This window comes from Allobosea caraganae, from assembly GCF_003351345.1.
Taxonomy (GTDB): Bacteria; Pseudomonadota; Alphaproteobacteria; order Rhizobiales; family Beijerinckiaceae; genus Allobosea; species Allobosea caraganae.
Window position 1 is genome coordinate 302,839 of record NZ_QQTO01000019.1, and the last position, 24,939, is coordinate 327,777.

20 protein-coding genes are annotated in these 24,939 nt (G+C 61.3%); 10 read left to right on the forward strand and 10 right to left on the reverse strand.

Annotation, left to right across the window (positions count from 1 at the left end; genetic code table 11):
• Positions 1-166: 166 nt before the first annotated feature.
• The 3 genes from aspD to DWF00_RS09585 are packed head-to-tail and all read right to left on the reverse strand — an operon-like array spanning position 167 to position 6,332.
• Positions 167-1,795, reverse strand: a complete 1,629-nt coding sequence (aspD, locus tag DWF00_RS09575) for an aspartate 4-decarboxylase (RefSeq protein ID WP_114827368.1) — start codon at positions 1,793-1,795, stop codon at positions 167-169.
• Positions 1,796-1,820: 25 nt separating this feature from the next.
• Complete coding sequence (aspT, locus tag DWF00_RS09580) at positions 1,821-3,512, reverse strand: aspartate-alanine antiporter (RefSeq protein ID WP_114827983.1); 1,692 nt, start codon at positions 3,510-3,512, stop codon at positions 1,821-1,823.
• A 54-nt stretch (positions 3,513-3,566) separates the two neighbouring features.
• On the reverse strand, positions 3,567-6,332 hold the full coding sequence (locus DWF00_RS09585) for an aminotransferase class I/II-fold pyridoxal phosphate-dependent enzyme (protein WP_114827369.1): 2,766 nt from the start codon (positions 6,330-6,332) through the stop codon (positions 3,567-3,569).
• A 310-nt stretch (positions 6,333-6,642) separates the two neighbouring features.
• Between DWF00_RS09585 and DWF00_RS29045 the strand changes: the two genes are divergently transcribed.
• The 6 genes from DWF00_RS29045 (at position 6,643) to DWF00_RS09610 (ending at position 12,255) form a co-directional block, all read left to right on the forward strand.
• Positions 6,643-6,921, forward strand: a complete 279-nt coding sequence (locus DWF00_RS29045; RefSeq protein WP_114827370.1) for a hypothetical protein — start codon at positions 6,643-6,645, stop codon at positions 6,919-6,921.
• 93 nt (positions 6,922-7,014) lie between these two features.
• Complete coding sequence (locus tag DWF00_RS09590) at positions 7,015-8,622, forward strand: DUF3300 domain-containing protein (RefSeq protein WP_245973814.1); 1,608 nt, start codon at positions 7,015-7,017, stop codon at positions 8,620-8,622.
• Positions 8,623-8,730: 108 nt separating this feature from the next.
• The gene (locus DWF00_RS09595) at positions 8,731-9,624 is read left to right on the forward strand and encodes a DUF2950 domain-containing protein (protein ID WP_245973815.1); all 894 of its coding nucleotides are present in this window, start codon (positions 8,731-8,733) and stop codon (positions 9,622-9,624) included.
• 100 nt (positions 9,625-9,724) lie between these two features.
• Entirely contained in the window at positions 9,725-10,015 is a 291-nt protein-coding gene (locus DWF00_RS09600) for an HdeA/HdeB family chaperone (protein ID WP_114827984.1), read from the forward strand.
• Positions 10,016-10,048: 33 nt separating this feature from the next.
• Positions 10,049-10,339, forward strand: coding sequence for an HdeA/HdeB family chaperone (locus DWF00_RS09605; protein WP_114827373.1), 291 nt, complete (start codon positions 10,049-10,051; stop codon positions 10,337-10,339).
• 239 nt (positions 10,340-10,578) lie between these two features.
• Complete coding sequence (locus DWF00_RS09610) at positions 10,579-12,255, forward strand: SulP family inorganic anion transporter (RefSeq protein ID WP_114827374.1); 1,677 nt, start codon at positions 10,579-10,581, stop codon at positions 12,253-12,255.
• 139 nt (positions 12,256-12,394) lie between these two features.
• Here the strand turns inward: DWF00_RS09610 and ppk2 are convergent, their stop codons facing one another.
• From ppk2 to DWF00_RS09635, 5 genes are all read right to left on the reverse strand, one after another.
• On the reverse strand, positions 12,395-13,186 hold the full coding sequence (gene ppk2 / locus DWF00_RS09615; RefSeq protein WP_114827375.1) for a polyphosphate kinase 2: 792 nt from the start codon (positions 13,184-13,186) through the stop codon (positions 12,395-12,397).
• A 15-nt stretch (positions 13,187-13,201) separates the two neighbouring features.
• Positions 13,202-13,636, reverse strand: a complete 435-nt coding sequence (locus DWF00_RS09620; protein WP_245973816.1) for a hypothetical protein — start codon at positions 13,634-13,636, stop codon at positions 13,202-13,204.
• A gap of 90 nt (positions 13,637-13,726) precedes the next feature.
• Complete coding sequence (locus DWF00_RS09625) at positions 13,727-14,155, reverse strand: hypothetical protein (RefSeq protein WP_147283623.1); 429 nt, start codon at positions 14,153-14,155, stop codon at positions 13,727-13,729.
• 43 nt (positions 14,156-14,198) lie between these two features.
• Positions 14,199-17,360, reverse strand: coding sequence for an efflux RND transporter permease subunit (locus tag DWF00_RS09630; RefSeq protein WP_114827377.1), 3,162 nt, complete (start codon positions 17,358-17,360; stop codon positions 14,199-14,201).
• A 2-nt stretch (positions 17,361-17,362) separates the two neighbouring features.
• Positions 17,363-18,493 carry an efflux RND transporter periplasmic adaptor subunit gene (locus DWF00_RS09635; protein ID WP_114827378.1) on the reverse strand — a complete coding sequence of 377 codons (1,131 nt, stop codon included), beginning with the start codon at positions 18,491-18,493 and terminating at the stop codon, positions 17,363-17,365.
• Positions 18,494-18,957: 464 nt separating this feature from the next.
• Here DWF00_RS09635 and DWF00_RS09640 point away from each other — a divergent pair, with 464 nt between their 5' ends.
• Positions 18,958-20,859: a sensor histidine kinase gene (locus tag DWF00_RS09640; protein WP_114827379.1), complete on the forward strand. Its 1,902-nt coding sequence runs from the start codon at positions 18,958-18,960 to the stop codon at positions 20,857-20,859.
• Positions 20,831-21,517, forward strand: a complete 687-nt coding sequence (locus DWF00_RS09645) for a response regulator transcription factor (RefSeq protein ID WP_114827380.1) — start codon at positions 20,831-20,833, stop codon at positions 21,515-21,517. The genes DWF00_RS09640 and DWF00_RS09645 overlap by 29 nt, the downstream gene beginning before the upstream one ends.
• A gap of 45 nt (positions 21,518-21,562) precedes the next feature.
• Here DWF00_RS09645 and DWF00_RS29385 read toward each other — a convergent pair whose 3' ends face one another.
• Complete coding sequence (locus DWF00_RS29385) at positions 21,563-21,736, reverse strand: hypothetical protein (protein ID WP_181832473.1); 174 nt, start codon at positions 21,734-21,736, stop codon at positions 21,563-21,565.
• Between the two features lie 93 nt (positions 21,737-21,829).
• Here DWF00_RS29385 and DWF00_RS09650 point away from each other — a divergent pair, with 93 nt between their 5' ends.
• Complete coding sequence (locus tag DWF00_RS09650; protein ID WP_114827381.1) at positions 21,830-22,198, forward strand: response regulator transcription factor; 369 nt, start codon at positions 21,830-21,832, stop codon at positions 22,196-22,198.
• A 489-nt stretch (positions 22,199-22,687) separates the two neighbouring features.
• Entirely contained in the window at positions 22,688-23,713 is a 1,026-nt protein-coding gene (locus tag DWF00_RS09655; protein WP_245973817.1) for an HlyD family secretion protein, read from the forward strand.
• Positions 23,714-24,372: 659 nt separating this feature from the next.
• Here the strand turns inward: DWF00_RS09655 and DWF00_RS09660 are convergent.
• Positions 24,373-24,918, reverse strand: coding sequence for a CYTH domain-containing protein (locus tag DWF00_RS09660; protein WP_245973818.1), 546 nt, complete (start codon positions 24,916-24,918; stop codon positions 24,373-24,375).
• Between the last annotated feature and the right edge of the window lie 21 nt (positions 24,919-24,939).

Sequence of the window (24,939 nt, forward strand, 5' to 3'; positions counted from 1 at the left end):
AATCTTAGAGAATATATCGTGTATTCAACAAAGTTCTTGTTCGTTAATCTTCCGCCGCGGTCGTTTGGCGCTGCTGCCGGCTTCCGAAGCTTGCGGACTGCAGTCCGCTGCGCTCCGGTTCTCGACAGTCACGCCAGACGCCCTGCGTCAGCGAATTCCGAACGGGCTAAGCTGGCTGCTTCATATTCTTCTGAGCCAGTTTGTAGGCTTCGAAGGCCTGTCGATAGCTGCGAGCGACCGCCCGTGTCGCCCGCCCGATCTGGGCGTAGACCTCGTCGTCGAGATTGGCGAAGGATACCCGAACCGACCAGTCCGGAGCAGAGAAGCCGCCTCCGTTCAGCAGCACGATCCCATGGTCCTCGGCCAGGCGGAACACGATGTCCAGAGGATGGACGTGCTCCTTCATATAGGCGACGACGTCCGGGCCGACATATTTATTGGCCCAGTATTCAAAGTCGACAAGGCCGTAATAGCGATCGTAGAGCTGGTTTTCCGTCAGCTCGATACCGAGGCCCGTGATCATCTGAGCGAAGCGGTTCTGGACGATGTCCATGCAGGCCTTTTGATAGGCCTTCGCCTCATCCATCATCTCCGCCAGGGAGAAAATGGACATCATCACCTGCTGCGGGAGGGAAAGCCCGGCCGTATGATTCAGCGCGACATCGCGGCTGTCGGCGACGATCCGGTCGATCATCCTGATCTCGCGAGGTTGCAGCGTCAGTGCGCCATAGCGAGCATCGAGCACGCGTTTGATGTCCTCGGGGTGATCGGCGATTTTCCGGTCGAAAACGTTCTCCCGGTGAATGGCGATCGTGCCCAGCCGCCAGCCGGTGCAGCCAAAATACTTGGAATAGGAGTAGACGCCGATGGTGTTGTGGGGGAGCGCGCCGAGCAGGCCGCGGAACCCTTTCACGAAGGTGCCGTACACGTCGTCGGTGAGGATCATCAGATCGGGGCGCTTGGTCTGGACCAGGTTCACGATCTTGGCGATCGTCTCCTCGCTCAAGGCAACCGCGTAGGGATTGCCGGGGTTCACCACGAAGAAGGCCTTGATCTTCGGGTCCTCGAGTTTCTTGAGCTCGGCATCGGTGAACTGGAAGCGGTTCTCCTGCGGGGCTGCCACCGTGACGATCTTCAGGCCGTAATCCTCGAGATGAGGCATTTCGAGATAGGGCGTGAAGATCGGCGTCCCAAGGGCGATGGTATCGCCTGCGTTCAGCAGCCGATTGGCCTTCAGTGATTTGAAGATGTAGCACATGGCCGCCGTCCCGCCTTCGACCGCATAGAGATCGAACTGGCCGGGAGGACGCGGATCGCCGCACATCGCCCACATCAGGTATTCGTGCACGATGCGCTCATTATGGACGAGCATGCGATCGGGAACGGGATAGTTGTCGCCGATGATGGAATCGACGAGCTCGTGCACGAAGGCATCGGGCTTGAAGTCGAATTTCTTGACGGCGAACGGCACCATTTCTCTTAGAAATTCCGCGCCGGGCGAACTCTGTTGACCCGCGATCCAGGCTTCGAACCGCAGGGCGATGCCGTCGGCCTTCGGCATCCCGCCGATGCCGGCCGGCTTTTGCATCACGCGTCTGCTCTCGGTGATGGCAAACTGCCCCAGGAGGAAAAACGCCTCCCGGGGGATCGTGGCCACCCAATTCGGGTTGCCGCGTCCGGCGTTCAGCAGCGCCAGCGATGACGTTTGCGCGGTTTGCTTCGCAAGCTTGATCAGCTCGTCCTTGATCTCGAAGGGGCTGAGTTTTTCGAAGTTGTGTAGCTTAACGAGGTCCATGATAATTCTCCACCTGCAAATATGGCTAAGTCATCAATATGATGATGACCATTCCCCAGATTGTGAGCAGCGTATTTCCGACCGCGTAGGTCACGGTGTAACCTAGGGCGGGCACTTGGCTCTTGGCGCTTTCGCAGATCATGCCGAGAGCAGCCGTCGTCGTGCGCGCGCCGGCGCAGGCGCCCAGCAGGATCGCCGGATCGAACCGGAACACGAACTTCCCGACGAACATCGCGAGAATCAGGGGTACGGACGTCGCGACCATGCCCCAGATGAACAAGCCGAGACCCTGGGTTTGGAGTCCCCTGACAAAGCCCGGCCCGGCAGAGATCCCGACGACGGCGATGAACATGTTGAGGCCAACCGAATTCATGAACCAGACGGTCGAAGAGGGAATCCGGCCGAATACGGGGCGGACCGAGCGGAGCCAGCCGAAGACAAGACCGGAGATCAACGCGCCGCCGGCGGTGGAAAGCGTCAGCGGCACCCCGCCGATCTTGAAGACAATGGCTCCAATCAACGCGCCGAGCGTGATCGCACCGCCAATGAAGGCGACGTCGGCCGCGTCGCTGGGACGGTCGAGATGTCCGATGACCTTGGCGACGGCGGCAATGTCCTGAGTGCGGCCAACGATGGTCAGGATGTCGCCGCGGTGGATGATCGTGTTCGCCAGGATGGGAATGTTGGTCGCAGTCGCTCCCCTGACGATCCGCCGAAGAAAGATGCCGCGCGCCGACGGCAGCGCGGAGAGTTCGGTCAGCGTCTTTCCATCGGCGGCGCTGCTGGTGACGTAGACATCGATGCCCTCGGCCTTGATGTCGAGAAGCTCGGGGTCTTCGACCTCTTCGGCCGCGTGGCCGATCAGATTGACCAGTGCATCGCGCGGGCCGGCGACGGCGATGATGTCGCCGGCGCGCAGCACGGTGTCTGCGGTCGCGTCCTCGATGACGCCGTCGCGGCGGATGCGCTCCACGAAGACGCGTGCGTCGGGAACGAGCGCCTCTGCCTCCGCTGCCCGCATGCCGACGGCGCGCCCGCCGCTGGGCACGCGAAAGGCCCGCAGCTCGAAACGCCGCCACGCGGAGCCGGGTCCACCGATCTCCTTTCCACCGCCCAGGCGCGCCTCATAGTCCCTGCAGGCCTGGACGAGGTCGATACCGAGCAGCTTGGGGCCGATCTGGGCCAGAACCACTGCGGAGCCCACGGTTCCGAAAATGTAGGTCACCGCATAGGCGATGGGCATCGCATCGAGCAATTCCTTCGTCTGCTCCGGCGAAAGGCCGAGGCGGTTGATGGCGTCGGTGGCCAACCCCATCGAGGCCGAAATGGTTTGGGAGCCTGCCAGGAGTCCTGCGGCGTAGCCTGGGTGATAGCCCGCCAATCTTGCGCATATGAACGGCGCAACCAGGCAGAACACGCAGACGATGACGGCGAACAGAGCCTGCGGCGCTCCGTCCTTTGCGATGCCGCGGACAAATTGCGGACCCACGCCGTAGCCCACGGCGAAGAGGAACATCAGGAAGAAGGTCGACTTGACGTTGGGCGAGATCGTTATGCCGAGCTGCCCGATGATGACGGCGGCGATCAGGGTCGAGGTCACCGCGCCGAGGCTGAAGCCTCGATAGGAAAAGCCGCCCACGTAGTAGCCAATCGCAAGCGACAGAAAGAGCGCGATCTCGGGATAGCTGCGAAGCGTGCTGACGAACCATTCGAACATGCTCATCCCCTCTTGCTGAAAGCGGTGCCGAGCTGCAGCGCTCTTGCGTGTCGCCTAGGCTGCACGCGGCTTTTTGCGGCCGGCTTCGAGGACGTTCGTGCCCCGCCCGTGCATGAGCGCATCTGCTCGCAGCAGCTTGAGGCCCTTCGCCTTCTCGTAGCCATGGATCTCCTTCACATCGAGCTTGCGCATGAAGGTGATCGTCTCTTCCGTAACTACCTGGCCGGGCACCATGATCGGGAAGCCGGGCGGGTAGGGGATCACGAAATTGGCCGAGACCATCTCGGGTCCCTCCCGCAGGCGGCGATCGCATTCCGGGCTGTCTATCCCGACATACTCGCACTGCTCCGGGGCGTAGGCCGCGAAGAATGCGGTGCGGATGTCGCCCTCGGGCGTGGCTTTGCCGGCGTCACCGCGGAACGTCTCGTGGAAGCGGCTGAAATCAGGGAGGTCCGGCACATCCTTCATCAGGCTCTGGACACGGGCCGCGAGGGTTCGCCGGGCTTCCTCGCCACCGTGCTGGAGGCGCGTCTCGATGCCGTTGCTGATCTTCAGCAGCACGCTGATCAGCAGCGCGACATCGCTGCGCGTGTTGTTGATGTTCGATTGCAGCAGGACGGAGTTGCGGGAGGTCTTATTGACCTGAATATTGTATTCGGCCGCGAGCAGCCCCTTGAAGCCCGTGCCGTCGAAGCCGGCGGTGCCGCAGACCAGCGTCATTCGGGTCGGATCGAGGCAGAACTCGTCTTCCCGCATGCTGCGCAACTGATCGTCCCAGCGCAGGCCGGGCGTCAGGAAATCGGTGAAGCCGCTGGTGCGATACTCCTTGGGCACCATGCCATCCGCGCCGACGATGCTGAAATATTTCGAGATCAGCGGATGGGTGTTCACCTCGCGGCGAATATCCAGTGCGATCTCTATGGCGTTCATCACCAGGCCGTAGCCCTCGAGCTCCATTTGCCGGCGAGCGACGTCGAGGCTGGCGATGAGCTGCTGGTTCGGACTCGTGGATGCGTGAGTGAAGACGGCCTCATGGAACTGGGCCTCCACGGTGTGGAAGTCCACGTCCCGAACGAGAACCATCGATCCCTGACGGATCGCCGACATCGACTTATGCGTGGAGTTGGTCTGGTAGACCCGTAGACGTATTGCGCGCGGGTCGGGAACAAGCCTGGTGTCCAGCAGGGCTTCCGTGGAGGGTTTGGCGCCGAGCTCGGCATGCTGGCGCTCGTACTGGGTGAGCGAGCCTGGATCTTTCATCCAGGCTTCGATGTCGGCCGCTGCTCCCATGGCGGTGCGGGGCCTGAGGAACGGCGACCAACGAGCGAATCCGAACCAGGCTTCATCCCAAAGGAAGATGAGATCGGGCTTGATCGCCAGGCACTCTTCCATCACGCGGCGTGTGTTGTAGATGTGGCCGTCGAAGGTGCAATTGGTCAGGTCAACCATTTTCACACGGTAGAGCCGGCCTTCCGCCTTGAGGTCGAGCAGCGCCTGCTTGATCGTGCGGAGCGGCACGGCGCCGTACATCGAGAATTCCGCCATCGGAAAGGCGTCGACGTAGAAGGGCTGCGCGCCGCAGAGCATCAGTCCGTAATGATGCGACTTGTGACAGTTGCGATCGAGGATGACGATGTCGCCGGGAGCGATGAGGGCCTGCAGCACCATCTTGTTCGACGTGCTCGTCCCGTTGGTGACGAAAAAGACGTGGTCGGCGCCGAAGGCTCTTGCCGCCATGTCCTGCGCGCGTTTGATGGTGCCCGTCGGTTCCAGCAGGCTGTCGAGCCCCCCGGTGGTCGCGCTGCTTTCGGCCAGGAAGAGGTTCAGCCCGTAGAATTGCCCCATGTCGCGGATCCAGGGCGATCGGAACACCGACTTCCCCCGTGCGATCGGCAGGGCGTGGAACGTGGCGATCGGGCGCTGGGCGTAGAGCTTCAGGTTGTCGAAGAACGGCGTCTCGAAGCGAGCCTTGATGCCCTCGAGCACGGAGAGGTGCAGTTCGAGCGGTTCCTCGATCTGGTACATGACCCGTCGGATCATCGCGGCGCGCGGATCGCCGGCAAGGCGCTCCACTTTCCTGTCCGAGAGGAGATAGAGGTCCAGGTCCGGCCGTGTCTGCTTCAGCGTTGCCGCCAGCCGCAGCGCCACGTCGGCGTCGTCGGCCTTCGCCAAGGTGGGCTGTTGCGCGGCCAGAACGTTGCGGAGCACGGGGGCATCGTGACGTGATTTGAGCGCAAAGCCTTCGTAGATGGCGACGGCGGCGATGTCCGGGTTGATCACGGCTGCGCAGATCGCATCTTCCAAGCTGCCGACGAGCACGGCCTCATAGACGAAGGCGTCTTCAGGCCGGCGCAGCCGCCGGAATTCGGCGGCAATATGCGGCCACCGCGCCGCAGGGGCTGGCGTCAATACGAGGAGTTCAAAATAGGGGCGGTGCGGTTGCGCATCCCCGAGAGAGGACGGCAGCAGATCGGCCGGCTCCGCGAGGGACGCATCGATGGCCTGCCACTCCTTGGCGTCGTGCTTGTAGTTGCCGGTGATGGTCGCAAGCGAAATCCGTTGCGCGAGAGGCGCGAAGCCACCGGCATCGTCACTCTGAAGCCGTTCGCGCAGGGCCGTCATCAGCTGCTGTCCGGGAAAGGCGTGGAATTCCTCGATGACACCAACTTCATCGAGCGCGGCTTCGACGACGCGCCGCTTCTCCGCGCCTTTGGCCCAGGCTCTCGCGACGGTGTGAAGCTGGCGCCAGCGATCTTGCCGCGCCGACGGCGCCGAAAAGAAATGATCGATGACGTGCGCGTCTGGAGCGGAGGTCGACATCACGGATACTCCGGAGTTTGTCGAAGGCGCAGATCATCTGCCGCCGAGGACGCTATTCGCGTTCGGGCGATCCAATGATCGGGTGAGACGTGCGTACTGATTTCTCCAGATTACCTCAGCACAATGGAAAGTGCCGGCGTATTGTCCTTAAGGGCAGGTTTCTGGTGTAGCGGTTTCGGTGAATAGTCTCGACGGCGGATCGTCCCTGGCGTCGCCTCGATAGCGACTGGACGAGCTTGCTCGCTCGAACCGCGGCGGCCAGCCGTTGGCAGGCGAACTAGAACAAATATTCGTGGAGGATGCTTTCCCCATGTCCAAGAATTTGGTTGTCGGCACAGCTCTCGTTGCTTCCTTCATTGCCTTGGTGTGGGACGCCGGCAAAGGCGAAGCTTTCGCCTGTAATAGAACGGCCGGGTGCGCCATGGATGTCTTCCAGGAAAGTTATGACATGAAGCAGAGCGGCGCGATGCGCGATGCGATGGAGGCCGGACAAGCCAATATCGAAGCTTTTCGAGCGCTGAGGGACAACCCTAATCCAGGCGCGAATACCTCTGGCACCGGCACAAAACCGGCCCGCCGGAAGAAATGAGGATCCCAACGCGGAATACATGACGCGTTGCTTCGCGGCAGCTGATTGCCGCCGCGTCTACGTCGGAGGAGACACATGGTTCCCCGGAATCTCATGGCCTGGTCGATCGCGATTGCCCTGTGCTCCCCGTCCTGGGCGCAGGCGCCGGTGCAGGCGCAACCTCAGCCGCAACCGTCTGCCGCAGCAAACCCGCCGGCGGCCAGCGACGCGCTCCTCAGTTCCGCGGAGCTGGAAGCATTGGTCGCGCCCATCGCGCTCTATCCCGATGCTCTGCTGGCCCAGGTGCTGATGGCATCGACCTATCCGCTCGAAGTGGTGCAGGCGGATCGCTGGGCTGCCGGGAACAAGAAGCTCAGCGGAGACGCCCTGAAACTGGCTGCTGAAAAGCAGGCCTGGGACGACAGCGTCAAGGCGCTCGTCGCCACGCCCGCCGTTCTCAAACAGATGAGCGATAAGCTGGACTGGACCCAGAAGCTCGGCGACGCAGTCCTCGCCCAGCAGCCCGACATCATGAATGCGGTCCAGCGCATGAGGTCGAAAGCTTATGAAAACAAGAAGCTGACGTCAGGCATCCAGCAAACGGTCACGGTCGCCCAGGAGCAGGGCAGGCAGACGATCTCGATCGCGCCGACGGTCGCCGATACGGTCTATGTCCCCTATTACGATCCCGCCGTCGTCTACGGCGCCTGGTCGTATCCGCAGTACCCGCCCTATTATTTTTCGGGCGTCGGCTATGTCGCGACAGGTGTGCTTGCGGCAGGGGTCGCATTTGGAACGGCATATGCGCTCGGCCGTTGGGCGACCGGCGGAAACTACTGGGGCGGCTGGGGCGGTGGGGTCAACTGGAACAGCGGCGATATCAATATCAACCGCGATCGGGTCTCGCACTGGCAGCATAACTCGCAACATCGGCAGGGCGTCCGATACAATAACGCCAACGTTCAGCAGCGGTTCGGGAGTAATACTGCTCGGGCCGGCCGTGACGCGCGGATGGATTTCCGTGGCCGAGGTGGCGACCAGCTGGGTCAACCGGGAGGCGGGCGCTCCAATTTGTCGGATCGCGGATCGGGCGATCGCGTTGGCGCCGATCGTGGTCGCGGGCAGCGCTCGCAGGCCGGAAGGCCGGGAGCCGCAACGCGCCCAGCGGCGGGTCGGACGCCTGGCGGCAGAGGCCGTGACGGTGCATTCGGTAACATGCAGTCGGGCCGGGCCGCCAATTTTCAGTCCCAGCGCGGACGGAGCAGCTTCGATTCAGGTTTTGGCGGCGGCAGGTCGTTTGCCGGCGGAGGCCGCGGCATGAGCGCCGGAGGTTTTGGCGGCGGCAGAGGATTCCACGGCGGCGGGGGTGGTGGCTTCCGCGCCGGTGGCGGCGGCGGGGGCTTCAGGGGAGGCGGCGGAGGCTTCGGCGGCGGGCGAGGCGGTGGTGGTCGCCGTTCGGATATCCGTCTCAAGCACGAGATCGTTCTTCTTGGCCACCTGGCCGATGGCCTCGGATTCTATCGCTTCGCCTACAATGACAGCGACAAGATCTTCGTCGGCGTGATGGCGCAGGAGGTCCAAACCGTGATGCCCAGCGCGGTCTCGCGTGGGAAGGACGGCTATCTGCGCGTCCACTATGAGCGCCTCGGCGTCACGTTCCAGACATATGATCAATGGCTGGCCACCGGCGCGAAAGTGCCGGCCGGATCAGTCCAGCGTTAGCAGATGAAGGAACAGGCAAGCGGTCACCCTTCAATCCACTGGACATAGGAAGCAATCACCATGTCGCGGTTTTCTCCGATTGGCTCGTTTGCGACGAAACGATCTTGCATGAGCGCTGTGGCGTTGCTTGCTATGACCTTTGCCGCGAGCGCCCAGCAATCCTTCAACGCGCCGGAGGCGGCGGCCGAGGCGCTGGTCAAGGCCGTCCGCGGCGACGACGTGAAAGGGGCGCGTGCGCTGCTCGGGCGAGGGGGGGACGATATCCTGTCCTCCGGCGACGAGATCGCCGATGCCGCGTTACGCAAGCGGTTCGTCGCAGCCTATGATGCGCAGCACAAGGTCACGACCAGCGGCGACAAGGCGACGCTGATTGTCGGACAGGAGGATTTTCCATTCCCGATCCCGCTTTTCCGCAAGGGGGAGCGTTGGCAGTTCGACACTGCCGCCGGCCGCCAGGAAATACTCTTTCGAAGGATCGGCCGCAACGAGCTCGACGCCATCCAGGTCTGCCTCGCTTATGTCGATGCGCAGAACGAGTACGCCGACAAGGATCGGACCGGATCGGGGCGCGGGGTCTACGCGCAACGTGTCGTCAGTCGGCCGGGCCAGAAGGATGGCCTCTACTGGGCATCGTCGCAGGGCGGCGACGCAAGCCCGTTGGGAGAGCTTGCGGCGCGAGCGGCGGCGGAGGGCTACCTCATCGACGGCGGACCCGCGCCATTTCATGGCTATTACTACAAGATACTGACCCGGCAGGGACCCGCCGCGGCTGGGGGGACTTTGAACTACGTGGTTGGCGGAAAGATGATCGGAGGCTTCGCGCTTCTCGCCTATCCGGCCGAGTACGGAAATTCCGGCGTGATGACCTTCATGATCAACCACGCAGGCACGGTCTACCAGAAAGACCTGGGTTTGCAGACAGCCGATCGCGCCAAGCGAATAGCGTCATTCGATCCGGATAGCAGCTGGAAGAAAGTCTCTCCCGCGGAACAAGCGCCGTGAGCCTGGTCATGGGCCAAATGAGACGGGCGGCGGGGAGAGCGCAAGGGTCGTGTCGACTGAGGTCGGCGGGACGTATTCGCAATTGAGCAGGAGGAAGACGATGAAACGGGCTGCGATTTGTTTGCTGTTGCTGGGGTGCTCGTTCAGCGCTCCCGCCTCCGCGCAGGTGATGATCGATATGCCTCGCATCACCTGCGGGGACTATCTGAAGCTCCCGGCGCGCAATGCGCAGGTGCTGAGCGCGTGGATGAGCGGCTGGGCCAATCAGAAGCGCGGCTACTCGAAGGTAGACCTTAGCAGCTACCCCGCAAACGTCGCGGCTGTCCGGAATTGGTGCACGTCAAATCCGGGTGTGACCTTGATGAGCGCAATCGAGCGAGCGCTGCCCTAGACGTTGATGGCTGGCATCTTAGGAGTGGTAGAAATGAAAACCGTTAGCTTGGCACTGTTCTCGACCCTGATGTTCGCTTCCGGCGCGGCTCATTCTCAGGTCATTCTGGATATGACGCTCGTGACCTGCAAGCAATACAGGGGGATGAGCGCCAATCACGCAGAGGTTCTCGGCGCTTGGATGGGTGGATATTTCCATGCGGCCAACAACATCACCATGCTCGATCTGAGGTATGTCGACAGGAATCTCAAGAAAATCACCGCTTACTGTAAATCTCACCGGAACGAGACTCTGATGAGCGCCGTCGAAAAGGTTGCGCGCTGAAGAGGCGCGCGCGTTGCCCCGGTGATGTAGGTCCAGGATCGGGCCGCAGCACGGCGTTTCGCTGCTTCCGGCGATACCATGCTGCGGCGATGGTTCTGCCGCTGCCGTCGAAGGACTGGCGCGCCGCTAGTGGCCTCGGGGCCGCCTGAGCGAACATGACAGGAAGGGATGGGACCGACCTGTCGAAAAACTGAAGATTTTCCGAGGTTTCAGTCCTTAAGGGCTCGCGAGGGAGATCGATGTTGCCGCGATTTCCAATATTGCTCGGCTTCTCCGGCTACAAGGCTGATTGGCTGCGCTACGATGTGACCGCCGGCCTTGCGGTCGCAGCCGTCGCGATCCCCAGTGCGATCGCCTATCCCGCTATCGCGGGCCTGCCCGTAGAAGTTGGGATCTATTCCAGCATCCTGCCTTTGCTCGGCTATGCCCTGTTCGGGCCCTCGCGCCAACTCATCATCGGGCCGGATGCGGCGACGATGACTGTCCTGGCCGCCGTGCTCGCGAGCATGTCCGCCGCCACTCCGGCCGATCGCGTTGTCGCGGCCGCGGCCCTGGCTCTGAGCGTCGGAGTGCTTTGCATCGCCGCGGCCAAACTCGGCCTTGGCGCCATCGCCGCCTTCCTGTCCCGCCCAATCCTGATCGGCTTCATCAGCGGAATCTCGATCTCCATCCTCGTCGGACAGATTGGACGGTTTACCGGCGTTCGGATCGAAGCCGACGGCCTGTTCCCTCCCTTCATCGAGCTGTTCCAGAAAGTCGATCTGATTCACTGGCCGTCGGTTATGCTCGGGGTGACGATGTTCGCGCTCCTGCTGCTTTTAGGGCGTCTGCGCCTGCCGATCCCCGGCCCGTTAATCGTCGTCGTGATGGCGGGGGTCGCCTCGGCGCTCTTCGATTTCGAGGGCAGGGGCATCCAGGTCGTCGGAGGGCTTCCAGAGGTCTTTCCGGCCTTGTCCTTTCCGTCCGATGTGAAGCTGTCGATGAGGGAGCTCCTGCTTGGCGCCGGGGCGGTCTGGCTGGTCAGTCTAAGTTCGGGTCTCGTCGCAGCCCGCAGCTTCGGAGCGCGCGGCAAGTTCGAGGTGGAGGCCGACAAGGAGCTTGTCGGCTTTGGCGCCGCCAACATCGCCTCGGGCTTGTTCAGCGGCTTTCCCGTCACCGTGTCGGACTCGCGGACGGCCATCAACATGTCGGCCGGCGGGCGTTCGCAGATGTCGGGACTCGTTGCCGCCTTTGCCCTGACGATGCTGCTGCTCTACCTGAACAACGCCTTGCGGCTCCTGCCAATCCCCGCGCTCGGGGCCATTCTGGCTGCCGCCGCCCTGAGCCTCATAGACATTGCCGGGCTGCGCGAGATCTGGCGCGTCAGCCGCCTGGAATTCGTCTTCGCCCTGATCAGCATGTGGGGGGCGATCAGCTTGGGCGTGCTGAGCGGCGTCGTCATCGCCGTTTCCGCGACGCTGCTTTACGTGCTGCTCAAGGAGATGCGCCCCCGAGACGCAATGCTCGGACGCATTGCAGGCAAGCCCGGCTTCTACAAGTTGCACCGATCGAGGGCCGCGCAGCCCGTCCCGGGATTGGCCGTCAATCTGATTCAGGGCAGCATTCTGTTCTTCAATGCCGACTATGTCAGGACACGCCTCGAGGGCCTGGCTGGCGAACTGCCTTCGGATGCACGGTGGTTCGTGCTCGACGCCAGCGCCATCGCCCAAGTGGATTCGACCGCCGCGGCCATGCTCGAAGAGGTGCGGACGACGTTCGCCGAGCGGGGCCTGATGTTCGGGGTCGCGGAACTTCACAAGGAGCCCATGGAAATCCTGAGGCGCTCCGGCTTTCTGGGGAAACTCGGTGCGTCAATGATCTTCGAGGATCTGGAGGATGTGATGCCGGCGTTCGAAAGGTTCTGCATCCTGTCGTGAACGTCCGTCGCACCTACGCGGCCGGCTGGGAGGCTCTTTCTTCGCTGAAAAAAGCCAGGCTGAACACCGGGCAAGTCCCGCTGCACGCGAGATGCCGCGAGGGCGTCGTGGTGGGGTTTTGCCTCGGTGCAAGCGGGCGTCAGGGCGCGGTCGAAATCCAGTTCCGCGCGAAGTCGGGCTCTTCATAGCCGTGCGCCTTCTGGCGCTTAGGCAACTTGATCTTGCCGCGAGGGATTTCCTCGTACGGAATCGACTTCAGGATATGGTCGATGATGTTCAGCCTTGTCTGCCGCTTGTCGTCCGAGCGAACGGCGAACCACGGCGCCCAGTCCGTATCGGTCGCGGCGAACATTTCGTCGCGAGCGCGCGAATAGTCGTACCAGCGACTGTAGGACTTCAGATCCATCGGCGACAATTTCCAGATTTTGCGGAAATCCGTGATGCGCTCTTCGAGCCGGCGCGTCTGCTCCTCGGGACTGACTTCGAGCCAGTACTTGAGAAGAAGGATCCCCGAGTCGACGATGGCTTTCTCGACATTGGGGCTAATCTGCAGGAACCGCTTGGCCTGATCTTCGGAGCAGAAACCCATCACCCGCTCGACGCCGGCCCGATTGTACCAGCTGCGATCGAAGATCACGATCTCGCCGGCGGCTGGCAGATACGGCAAATAGCGCTGGATATACATCTGCGTCTTTTCGCGTTCGGTCGGAGGAGGCAACGCGATGACGCGGAAGGTCCGCGGGCTGACGCGCTCGGTGATCGCCTTGATGACGCCGCCTTTGCCTGCGCCGTCGCGCCCCTCAAACACGATGCAGATCTTGGCGCCGGACTGCTTGGCCCATTCCTGGAGCTTCACCAGCTCAATGTGGAGGTCCTTCAGCTTGCTCAGATACACCTTGTTCTTGAGGCGCTTCCCGGTCTCATGAGCCATCTCGATGCTCCACCGCTATGACCAGCTCAGAAAGAACGCGACATCTCCGGGAAGCCCGCCGGGCCAATCGATAATGAGCGCCTTCAATTTATAGCGGGCCGGCTGGAGGTGTTCCTTCCAGAATTCGTAAGCTTGACGAGGCCGCCCCGTGAGGCTTTCGGGCCAATCCCGTTCCGAATTATTGATCGCTCGCCCCTTGTCGCTGCAGAGCGTGTTCGGAAACCGCATGACCATGACTTCCGTTTCGCCACGCTCCGCTGCGGCGCGCGTCTTGACGGCAATCGTGCGTTTGATTTCGGCTATCTTTTCAGGCGTGACTTCGATCTTGTCCGCAAGCGCCTTGACGAGCTTCTTGCGCGCCTCCTCGGCCTTGTCCATGGCGCTCACGAACTTGGAGGCTTGGGCCATCTGCATCTCGGTCATGTACTCGCGCAGGTCGTCGGCGGACATGAAGCTCTCATCGGCGAGCATTTGTGCTTTTGGTGCCACCGTCTTTCTCCCTGATGCCATGTCAACGTCCATTGCCTGCGGCACTGACCTTCAGCGGCCGCAGCGGTCGTATTTGCTCCCGACCGGGTCGTCCTTGTTCAGGTAGCGCCTGAGCGAGCCGTCCTGGGCTCTGGAAATTTGGGTCTTGACCGCGTCCACACCGATCGCCGTCGCGCAGGACAAGGAGAGGAGCTTCCGGTCGCCGGCGCTGGTTATCGACAATATCTTGCAGGTCGCGCCAGGCGTCGTCAGCCTGCTTCCCGAGACGATGAATGCGGCCGCAAAGATATTCCTCGGCTTCTTGAAGTCCGTCCTCGCCTTTCCCGTCGTGTAGACCTGGTCGCAGGCGAAGCTTTCCTGAGCCCAGGCTCCCTGGAGGTCCCCGACGTCCAGGGGCGCGCTGAAAGCGGGCGCCGCAATGCAGGTTGCAGCTAGCGCCGCAATTCCGACGGCGAATGATCTGGGGCGGATTCCGGACATCTCTTCCTCCATCCAAAAGGCTCGGCCGTCCTCGATTGCGGGCTCACTCCGCCGGCTCCGTTGCGGGGGGCGAAAGATCTGGCTTCTTGGGGCGTGCGTTGGGTCTGATCCGCTCTCGAAGGGCCTGGAATTGCACGTAGAGCGGCGGGATCACGAAGATTCCGATGAAGGAGGCGATGATCATTCCGCCGAAGACCGGCGTGCCGACGTTCCGCCGCGCGATCTCTGAGGCGCCCGTCGCGACGACCAGCGGATAGAGACCCAGGATGAAGGCGAGCGACGTCATCATCACCGGCCGGAAGCGCAGGCGAGAGCCCTCGGTCGCCGCCGTGAGCAACGGGACGCCGCGTTCGCGCTGCTCCTTGGCAAACTCGACGATCAGGATGCCGTTCTTGGCCGCCAGTCCGATGAGGACGATCATCCCGATCTGGCCATAGAGATCGAGCGTCAGCCCGGCGAGGTAGATGGCCCCGAAGGCGCCGAGAACGCCGACGGACACCGAAAGCAGAACCGGAACGGGGATCGTCCAGCTCTCATAGAGCGCGACCAGGAACAGGAAGGCGAAGAGGATGGCGAAGGCGAGGATGATCGCAGTCTTGCCCTCGGCCCGCTTCTCCTGGAACGAGGTGTCCGTCCAGGCTCCGCTATAGCCCTCGGGCAACGTCGTCGCGGCGACGCGCTCCATGGCGGCAAGAGCCTGGCCCGACGAGACGCCTGGCGCCGGCGCGCCTTGCACCGTCACGGCCCGCTTGTTGTTGTAGCGGATCAGCGCCGGCGCGCCGACCACGACACGCGCCTCGAGGATCGAGCGCAGCGGGATCATCTTGCCCTCGGCATTGCGCACGTTGATGCGGTAGACGTCGTCTATCGAGGTGCGATCGACCGCTTCCGCCTGCACCTGGACCTGCCAGGTGCGGCCGAACAGGTTCATGTCGTTGACGTAGAAGCCGCCGAGCGACGCCTGCAGGGACTGGAAGACGTCGGCGAGGGAAAGGCCGAGGATCTGCGCCTTGTCCCGGTCGATATCGAGGAACAGCGAGGGGTTGGTGGCCGAGTAGGTGCTGAACACGCGCGTCAGCTGGGGATCCTGGTTGGCCGCGACGAGAAGGCCGCGCAACACCTGCGCGAGGGCCTTGGGATCGCCGCTGCGCAGATCCTGCAGGACGAAGGCGAAGCCGCCACCGGTTCCGAGTCCGACGATGGGCGGCGGTGCGAGAGGCACCACGGTGCCTCCCGGGACCTGCCGCAGGCGCTCCCCGAGGCGGGCGAGCACGGCGTTGGCGCCGAGCGATCGGCTCTTCCTCTCCTCGAACGACTTGAGCGTCACCACGATGAAGGCGGCGTTCGGCTGCGAGTAGTTGTCAATGAAGTTCAGCCCGATGACCGACGTGAAATCGGCGACCGCTTCTTCCTCCCGCAGGGCCTTCTCGGCCTGGCGCACGACTTCCGTGGTGCGGGCGACGGATGCGCCGCCGGGCAACTGCACCACGACGAAGAAGGCGCCCTGGTCGTCTTCCGGCAGGAAGCCGGTCGCTGTGACCTTGCTGAGCGAATAAATGCCGGCCATGGCGACGCCGGTCATGATCAGCCCGATCACGGCAAAGCGGACGATGCGGGCCACGACCGCGCCATAGGCGTCGCGCACCCGGTCGATGCCGCGCATGACATAGCCGATAGGCCCACGCTTGGGGCCGTGCGCCGGCTTGAGGAGCACGCCGCACAAGGCAGGTGAAAGGGTCAGGGCGTTGATCGCCGACAGGAACATGCCGACGGCGACCGTGACCGCAAACTGCCTGAACAACTCACCGGAAATGCCCGGGATGAACGCAACGGGCACGAACACGGAGAGCAGCACGAGGGTAATCGCGATGATCGGCGCGGTGATCTCAGCCATCGCCTTCTTGGTCGCTTCCGCGGGCGTGAGCTCGGGATGCTCCTCCATGACGCGCTCGACATTCTCGACGACGACGATGGCGTCATCGACGACGATGCCGATCGAGAGGACGATGGCGAGAAGGGATACGGTGTTGGCGGAGTAGCCGATCGCGTTCAGCACGATGAAGGAGCCGATCAGGCTCACCGGCACGGCGAAGGTCGGGATCAGCGTCGCGCGAATGCTGCCGAGGAACAGGTAAACGACGAGGACGACCAGGATGAAGGCTTCGATCAGGGTCTTCTGGACCTCGTGAATCGTATCCTTGACGAAGACCGTGGGATCATAGGTGATCTTCCACTGCAGATCTTCGGGGAATGTCTTTGCCAGCTCGGTCATGCGCTTGCGCACGGCGTCGAGCGTCGAGATCGCATTCGCGCCAGGCGACTGGTAAAGGGCCAATACGGCTGCCGGGCCGCCATTGAACAGCGTCTCCCGGTCGAGATTGGCCGCGCCCAACTCCAGCCGCGCGACGTCGCCGAGGCGCAGGAGCGACCCGTCCGGATTGGTGCGCAGGACGATGTTGCTGAACTCCTCGATCGAGGAGAGACGTCCCTTGGTCTGCAGGTTGAGTTGCAGCCGCTGGTCGTCGGAGATCGGCCGAGCGCCGACGCGGCCGACTGCCGCCTGAACGTTCTGGGCCTGAATCGAGCGGATGATGTCGCCGGTCGTCAGGTTGAGGCCAGCGAGGCGATCGGTCCTGATCCACGCGCGGACCGCGTAGTCCTGCGGCCCCCACAGGGATGCGTCGCCGACGCCGGCCGTGCTCTTGAGCTCGTCGAGGATGTTGATCGTGACGTAGTTCGAGATGAAGAGCGGATCGTAGGTGGCCTTGGGCGAATAGACCGCCAGGACGCCCAGTAGCGCGGATGATTTCTTCTTGACGGTAACGCCCTGCTTCTGGACGTCCTGCGGCAACTTCGGAAGGGCCGTCTGAACACGGTTGTTCATGTTGACCGTGTTGATGTCCGGGTCCGTGCCGAGCTCGAAGGATCCCACCAGCGAATAGCTGCCGTCATTGCCGCTGACGCTCTTCATGTACATGAGCTTGTCGACGCCGATGACCTGGGCCTCGATGGGCTGCGCGATCGTGGCGTCGACCACGTCGCCCGAGGCTCCCGGATAAGTGGTCGTCACCGAGACCTGCGGGGGCACGATGTCGGGATACTGCGCCACCGGGATCGCGAGCAGTGACAGGCCGCCGGCGATGACGGTCACCAGCGCGATGACGATTGCCAGTCGGGGGCGATCGACGAAGACCGAGGAGAGCATGTTCAGCCTCCGGTCCGGAGGGTCGGCGCCGGCGTCGCGCGGACCGCCATGCCCGGACGCAAACTCTGGAACCCGTCGACGATCACGAGTTCGCCGCCGTCGAGGCCACTCGCGACGATGCTGTCGGCGCCCTGTGCACCTTCGGTCTTGACGCGTTTCACCGCCGCCTTGCCGTCGTCGACGATGAAGAGGTAGGTGCCCTGCTGGTCGGCGAGCAGAGCCGCTTGCGGCACCAGCACGCGCTCCTGCGGTGCCCCAGCCTGCAGCTCCACCTTGACGAGCTGGCCGTCGATGAGCGTTCCGGCCGGATTGGCGATATCGGCGCGAACCACGACCGTGTCCGTCGAGCGGTCGACGCTGACATCGATGAAGTTGATCTGGCCGACCTGATTGTAAAGCGTGCCGTCGGAGAAGCGGATCTGGACCTTGATGGCTTTGACGTCGTCGACCTGCCCGGCCTTCTTGGCGGCCATGATGTCGCGCTGGCTGATCGGGAAGGTCACGTGCATCGGGTCCTGGCTGACCAATGAGGTCAGCACGCCGCTTTCGGGCCCGACGATGTTGCCTTTCGTGACCACCGTCCGCCCGATGCGCCCGGTTATCGGAGCGACGATATCCGTGTAGCCAAGGTTGATCTTGGTCGTTTCGAGATTTGCCTCCGCGGAGGTTGTGGCGCCCTTGGCCTGTGCCTCCTGGGCCACCGCCTGATCGAACGCGACGGCAGTGCCGGCATTGCGCTTAAGCAATTCTTCCGCGCGGTCGCGTTGAATGCCTGCCAATGCCAACTCGGCCTTGCCACGCTCGAGCGCGCCCTGCGCCTGCTTCACATCGGCTTCGAACAACGATTTCTCGATGCGGTAGAGTGGGGTGCCCGCCTTGATCGTGTCGCCTTCCTTGAACAGCACCTCTTCCAGCACGCCCTTGACGCGCGCCCTGACATCGACGCGCTCGGGAGCTTCCACGCGCCCGACGAATTCGAACGAACGAGCGATCGACCGCCGTTCCGCACTGGCTGTAACGACCGGAATTGCGGGCGTATCCGCCGCGCGCGTTGGCTGAACGGGCGCGGCGAGAAGCAGGCCTCCGACAAGCCACGCACATGCCGCACGATGGGCCAGATCGATGGTCTTCATCCGTCATGTCCCTCCAGAAACAGCTGCTCGGGAGACGCGCGATGAGAGCCAGGCTCGGCAGAGGGCGTGGCTCTCAGGTTCATCCTGACGGACGCGTCCGGTTTGAAATCGGGTTGCCTACATCAAAGCCGCCGGACTTTAGAGCGGTTCAAGAGAGAGGCTAGCATGCGGGCGGGCGCTGCTATATTGTCCTCAGAGACAGTGTCCGCGAGTGCACTCTTCGTGTATCGGCTGGATTTAATCGACTGATGCCGGCTTGTGCAGCGAAGATGAGGCCTTTCGCATTCGACAAGCCATTATCCTGCCTCGTCAAACAGGTTTTGTTGACAGTTATTTATCGATGCCATAACTACAACGATGCGATCATGGGTTTTGTGGGTACTTATTAATTATATTTGTAATCGTAGTTTGGTGCAATATTAAGCTTCCTTGCCGTTGATGGCCTGATAGAAGGCAGCAATGGAATGTCAAATCCATGGGCCGTATCATTCGTCTCGACAGTTTTCGCCTGTGCGATCGTTTGCGGAATAATCAGACCGGCATCGTCAGAGCATCACCAAACGAAAGCCATACTTGTTCTCGAGGAATCGGACGTAAAAGGTGCATTTTACGCGGCAATATTTTCCGGTCTACGGTCTGCTATCAGCGATAATCGAGACAGGCCAATCACCATCTATTCGGAAAATTTGAATCTGATTCGCTTTTCCGACCGCGAATACGAACAGAGCCTGCGTGTACATCTCGCGGTGAAATATAAGGACAAGCCGATCGATGCAATCGTCACGGTCGGCTCAAGCGCGTTGGAATATGCCTTGCGCTGGCGACCGTTGCTGTGGCCCGACACGCCAATCGTCTTTGCGATGGCCGACAGGCAAACGGTAGCGCGCCTGAAGCTGCCACCTGACGTCACTGGCCGCACGGTGCGCTTCTCGTTGCAGGACATGCTCGTTGCCGCCCGCGCTGTCGTTCCCGGTTTGCGCAGGGTTGCGCTCGTGGGAGATCCGCTGGCCCGGCAACCGGTCTTCCGTCACTTGGAAGATGAATTGCCTGCCGTTGCAGGGCAGGTGGACATTATCGACCTCACCGGCCTACCGTTGCGAGAGCTGCGAAGGCGAGTTGCCGACCTGCCAGATGCCACGGCGATCCTCTACACGAGCCTATACTCGGATGGGGAGGGCCATTATTTCGCTCCGGCCGACGCGCTCGAGCGTGTGGCGGAGGTGGCCAACCGACCGATCATCATTGGCCGTGAGACGTTTCTCGAGCACGGAGGCATTGGCGGGTATTTGGCAATACCTCGCGCCATCGGTGAGGAGGCTGCGCAGCTTGCCCTGCGCATCCTTCAAGGCGAAAGCCCCGCGAATCTCCCGATCATTGAGGGGAATACCACTCGACCGATCTTCGACTGGCGCTTGATGCAACGCTGGGGCGTGGCCGCCGCCAGCTTGCCGGATGGAAGCGAGGTCCGGTTTCGCCCGCCGACCGCCTGGGAACAGTATAGCTGGTGGATATTGGCGATAGCGGCAGCGCTCCTTCTGCAAGGCTTGATGATCGTGGGTCTGGTAATCGAGCATCGACGCCGTCGAAATGCGGAGATCGAGGCGAGAGAACGTCTGTCAGAGGCTGCTCTGATGAGCCGCCGCATAACGATTGGCGATCTATCGACGTCCATAGCGCACGAATTGAAGCAGCCGTTGAGTGCGATTCTCAGCAATGCGGAAGCGGCGCAGTTGATAATCAATTCGGACACGCCTGATATTTCAGAAATTAAAGATATACTTTTCGATATCAAGCGCGACGATCAACGCGCGGCGGCAATTATTTCGAATATTCGAAATCTTTTGAGAAAGCCGACAGAGGAAGACCAAGAGATTGATCTCAACAAGATCTTATCCGGGGTCTTCCAGCTGATTTCCGATAAGATCGCGTCACAAAATATCGACGTATTTGAAGATTTTTCACATGATATACCAAATATTATTGGAAATGAAGTTCAGATACAACAAGTAATTCTTAATCTTGTTGTGAACGCTGTTGAGTCAATTGCCGATTCTGGCGGCGCGCATCGTGAAATAGTTGGTAAAACCTCTCTCATGAATAATGATTTTGTGGAGATAGCGATCCTAAATTCAGGATATAGCATTCCATCTGAAAGTATTGATCAAGTTTTTGAGCCGTACCATACTACAAAAAGCCAAGGTATGGGCCTCGGCCTTTCTATCTCGCGCAAAATCATTACAGCCCATCGCGGCCGCATATGGGCCGAGAACCGAACTGATGGCGGAGTGCAATTTCGGATCAACCTTCCAGTGCCCCGGGCTGTCCAGAGTGAGTGCCATGCCGATCATCGTGCACCTTGTAGATGACGATCCGTCATTTCGGACCGCAATAGGCCGGCTATTGCATGCATCGGGCTACGAGGTGAGGGCCTATAGCTCGGCACAGGAGCTTCTCGACCACCTGCCAGAAGGCGAGGAGGCCAGTTGCATCGTACTGGACGTTCAGATTCCCGGAATAAGCGGGCCTGAATTGCAGGATCGGCTCATAAGGCTTGGGCTGGTATTGCCAATCATCTTCCTGACCGGCCACGGCGACATTCCAACCAGCGTTCAGGTTATAAAGGCCGGCGCAGAGGACTTTCTGACCAAGCCGGTATCGCGAGAGGCGCTGCTCGCGGCAATCGAGCGTGGAATCGCCAGGCAAGGGGTAGCGCTGGAGCAGCGCTGCAAACTCAAGGAATGGCGGAGCCGCCTTGATAAGCTGACCCGTCGAGAGCGGGAGGTTTTCGAGCAGGTTGTTCGCGGCAAGATGAACAAGCAGATTGCCTATCAACTTGGCACGACGGAGCGAACGATAAAGGCGCACCGCCAAAAGGTCATGGAGAAGATCGATGCTCGCTCCGTGGCGGAACTCGTGTCTATCGCCGAACGGCTGGGAGCGCTTTCTCCCGTCCAGGAGACAATGCAAGCCATCGCCTCCGAAGTCCCTCCTAAGGTAGTGAACAGCGCCAAATTATCCAATTAACGGGCCGTTATCTGGTCGCTCTTGCTGAGCCGTGGCTCGTTGGTTTCACATTGCTTCTGAGCGGGTGCAGGTTCTTGTGAGCCTTAAGATATTTGCTTTTTCGCCCAATGCTCCCCTTTGGACAATATCCAGCCTCAGGAGCTGGTTGTAGATTGAGAAATCTAAACCGCCCAGGGCCTTTGCCAATGCAGCGTCGGCCAAGGCATGAGTTTCGGTCATGGCCATCTCAGTGCGAGATTCCGTTGATAGGCGTATTCTGCTTGCCGACGCCTAGCAACGTTCTTAGCTCAACAACCAAGGGAATAGGTGTCGATGGCAACGCGAAAGGCCGTCCTGGTCGTTGACGATGATCCAAACGTTCTGAAGAGTATTGGGAGGTTGCTGAAGGCCGCTCGTTTCGATGTCATCGCATACGCCTCGGCGGAGGAGCTGTATCGATGCAGCAATCTACACGAAATCGCGTGCTTTGTGCTCGATATCCACCTCAATAGCGTCTCTGGCCTCGATCTGAGGCGGCATTTGGAGGTTTTGGGTGTGCAATCTCCGGTGATATTCATCACCGCCGATGACAGCTCTGTCACACGTGACCGGGCGCTAGCGTCTGGCTGTTCAGAGTATTTAATAAAGCCATTTCAAGCAAAATTTCTGCTGAAAGCGATAGAGGACGCTATGGAAGCTTAATAAAAATGATTCGAAAGCGGATGTTGCCGATGATAGTCACTTAAAAATGTATAGTCTATTTTAAAATAGTTATCGAGATACAATTTATATTTTTACGATATGCCACCAAGGGAGGGGATGGCGCCACTACTGTGGCTGTATCGACTGCCATTCCTCACGAGTGGGCATTTAGATGCGGATATTCTAACTTCGAGCGATCTAGATGCGATGAGCAGGTTGGCGATTATCTGGCCGTTTCGGGCGCGCGGTGACCTCATGCTGATCGCGAGCTTCTTCTTGCTTGGTGACGAATTCTGGAACAGCATCGAACATCCTTCGTCCGGACCGTGTACGGGTGGATGCCCGGGACATGTTGTGGCGCGCCTGTTCGAGCCGGGGGAGTGAACTGCGATGACCGCAGACCCAGGGAATATCTCGACATCTCCTCCCGCGGCCTCCCAGCCGGCGCACGGTTTCCCCGGGAATTCACTGGGCAGGACGGCGCCCGTCATGGTCGCGCTAGTCGCGGTGCTGTTTGCGCTGTCGATTGCCATGGAGCGGTTGACGCCGTCCTCCTCGCAAGCCGTGGTGCAAGCCTATGTCGTGCGCATGGCGCCCGACGTCGCCGGCCGCGTCGTGGAGGTCAACGTCACGGACAACGCGCGCGTCGAGGCAGGCAAGGTGCTGTTCCGCATTGATCCGCGCCCGTTCGAAATCGCGGTTGCCGAGGCCCAAGCCCAGGCTGAGTATATCGGGCAGACTCTAGGAGCGTCGACCGCGGCAGTGGAATCGGCGCAGGCGAAGCTCGTCAAGGCCGGAGCTGATTTCGAGAACATCCAGGCCCAGTCGCAGCGGACGTTCGAACTCGTCCAGCGCGGCATAATGGCCAAGTCCAAGGCCGACGAGGCGCGCGCGGCGCTGGAAGGCTCGCGCGCGACGGTGAACGGGGCGGAGGCCGATCTCGCCAAGGCGCGGGAGGAGCTTGGCCCCCGAGGTGATGAGAATCCACAGCTCCGGGCCGCTTTGGCGACGCTGGCGCGGGCGCGCCTCGATCTTCTGCGCACGACGGTGAGCTCGCCTGCGTCTGGCGTCGTCAGCAATCTTCAGCTGGCGACCGGCCAGTACATCGGCGCGGGCCAGTCGGCTCTGACCTTCATCGATGCCACCTCGATCTGGATTTCGGCGAGCTTCAAAGAGAACAGCCTTGAGCACATATCGACCTCGGATCGGGCGGAGGTGGTCTTCGATTCATTGCCCGGCTCGGTCTTCACCGCGAAGGTCGAGAGCATCGGCTGGGGCGTCTCCCAGGACAGCGTCGATCCCAATACCGGCCTGCCGGTCATCAAGGACGATAGCGGCTGGATGCGCGATCCGCAGCGTTTTCCGGTACGCCTGATCTTCGACGGAGCGCCGCCGGTCGGCATTCGCTTCGGTTCGCAAGCCAATGTCGTCGTCTATAGCGGCAGGAATCCGGTGGCGAATGCCATCGGAGCCGCCTGGATCAGAATCATCTCGGTCCTGACCTATGTCAGCTGAGGATTGTGTTACCGAAACACTGAGAGCTTGGGCTTAGGCGCGAAAGGGTAGGGCGCTGTCGCCCTTCGCGGCGATCGATCCGGGCGACGTTGTCCAAAGCCGGCTGATCGAGATGAGTACAACAGCAAAGCGGGCCATTGCCCGCCCCTGATGAAACTGCGCGTCGAAACACATCCAGTCGGCAAGGTTCGTGCGCGGTCACGTCCGGTTATTGAGTTTCCAGCAGGCGGCTCCGGTCGTTGCGACCTTCCACACGCCAGTCGCCTTGCAAGTACCCAGCTTCGGCGAACATTCACCCCTTACGCAGCGACCCGCATTTTGAGCCGACTGGCAATGCTTCTCGCAAGCCTGGAACATCTGGGTGCACGAAATGGCAAGCGGCTTGCATCCTTCCTGAGCGAATGTGGTGTTAGACGTCAGGAGGAGTGCAAGGACAGCGAGCCTTGGCAGCACAGCCCGAGATGTGGCTCTACGCATAACAAGCCTCCAGCTTTCAATCGTGAACCGCTGCGGATTATTCAAATCTGATCAGCCTGCCATCCACGCCAAGCGAGGCTTGCCGCTCCCGTCTTCGTGCATCCATGCCTCGTGGTCATGCCCTTGTCGTTCCTACGCCAGACTTGCCTCCATCGAGCGCGGTCGCCGGCTGCGCCACCCGGTCAGGTTGATGTCCTCTGCGGAGCAGGTGCGGAGGGCATAACGGGGATTTCCGAGAGAACTGCATTTCCATATTGCGGGTCGTACGTGACCTCCGCTCCAATCCAAGCTGGAAGCTCGACGGGCTGGTCCACGCATTTCAGCTCGACTTCTGCCAGGACAAGCCCGTCGAGCCTGCCGGAGAACACATCGACGTCCCAAGACAATTCGCCCAGCTTGACCCTGTAGCGCGTCTTTTCGATGGGGGGATTTCGGCACAAGGTCCTCAGCATCTCCTCGGCCTCGGTGTAAGGGATCTCATATTCGAATTCGGGGCGCACCAAACCTTCGCGTTGGCCCTTGACAGTCAGGAACGCCCTGTCTTCGGCACAGCGTACGCGGACAATGGACGTTGAGCCGCTCTGCGCCAGATAACCCTGACGCATAGAACACCCTGGTCGGGCAGCCTTTTGCCAACCGTCGCCAACTACCAGGAATTTGCGTTCAATCTCGATGCCCATGTTTTGGTCTGTGGGTGCGGAGGAGTCGGAGGAGATCGGCAGACGCATCTTGCAGCTGCAATCCGCTAT

Bases quoted from the DNA above. Each gene is read 5' to 3' on its own strand.
- aspD (WP_114827368.1), bottom strand. From the start codon at position 1,795: ATGGACCTCGTTAAGCTACACAACTTCGAAAAACTCAGCCCCTTCGAG.
- aspT (WP_114827983.1), bottom strand. From the start codon at position 3,512: ATGTTCGAATGGTTCGTCAGCACGCTTCGCAGCTATCCCGAGATCGCG.
- DWF00_RS09585 (WP_114827369.1), bottom strand. From the start codon at position 6,332: ATGTCGACCTCCGCTCCAGACGCGCACGTCATCGATCATTTCTTTTCG.
- DWF00_RS29045 (WP_114827370.1), top strand. From the start codon at position 6,643: ATGTCCAAGAATTTGGTTGTCGGCACAGCTCTCGTTGCTTCCTTCATT.
- DWF00_RS09590 (WP_245973814.1), top strand. From the start codon at position 7,015: ATGGCCTGGTCGATCGCGATTGCCCTGTGCTCCCCGTCCTGGGCGCAG.
- DWF00_RS09595 (WP_245973815.1), top strand. From the start codon at position 8,731: ATGAGCGCTGTGGCGTTGCTTGCTATGACCTTTGCCGCGAGCGCCCAG.
- DWF00_RS09600 (WP_114827984.1), top strand. From the start codon at position 9,725: ATGAAACGGGCTGCGATTTGTTTGCTGTTGCTGGGGTGCTCGTTCAGC.
- DWF00_RS09605 (WP_114827373.1), top strand. From the start codon at position 10,049: ATGAAAACCGTTAGCTTGGCACTGTTCTCGACCCTGATGTTCGCTTCC.
- DWF00_RS09610 (WP_114827374.1), top strand. From the start codon at position 10,579: ATGTTGCCGCGATTTCCAATATTGCTCGGCTTCTCCGGCTACAAGGCT.
- ppk2 (WP_114827375.1), bottom strand. From the start codon at position 13,186: ATGGCTCATGAGACCGGGAAGCGCCTCAAGAACAAGGTGTATCTGAGC.
- DWF00_RS09620 (WP_245973816.1), bottom strand. From the start codon at position 13,636: ATGTCCGCCGACGACCTGCGCGAGTACATGACCGAGATGCAGATGGCC.
- DWF00_RS09625 (WP_147283623.1), bottom strand. From the start codon at position 14,155: ATGTCCGGAATCCGCCCCAGATCATTCGCCGTCGGAATTGCGGCGCTA.
- DWF00_RS09630 (WP_114827377.1), bottom strand. From the start codon at position 17,360: ATGCTCTCCTCGGTCTTCGTCGATCGCCCCCGACTGGCAATCGTCATC.
- DWF00_RS09635 (WP_114827378.1), bottom strand. From the start codon at position 18,493: ATGAAGACCATCGATCTGGCCCATCGTGCGGCATGTGCGTGGCTTGTC.
- DWF00_RS09640 (WP_114827379.1), top strand. From the start codon at position 18,958: ATGTCAAATCCATGGGCCGTATCATTCGTCTCGACAGTTTTCGCCTGT.
- DWF00_RS09645 (WP_114827380.1), top strand. From the start codon at position 20,831: ATGCCGATCATCGTGCACCTTGTAGATGACGATCCGTCATTTCGGACC.
- DWF00_RS29385 (WP_181832473.1), bottom strand. From the start codon at position 21,736: ATGACCGAAACTCATGCCTTGGCCGACGCTGCATTGGCAAAGGCCCTG.
- DWF00_RS09650 (WP_114827381.1), top strand. From the start codon at position 21,830: ATGGCAACGCGAAAGGCCGTCCTGGTCGTTGACGATGATCCAAACGTT.
- DWF00_RS09655 (WP_245973817.1), top strand. From the start codon at position 22,688: ATGGTCGCGCTAGTCGCGGTGCTGTTTGCGCTGTCGATTGCCATGGAG.
- DWF00_RS09660 (WP_245973818.1), bottom strand. From the start codon at position 24,918: ATGCGTCTGCCGATCTCCTCCGACTCCTCCGCACCCACAGACCAAAAC.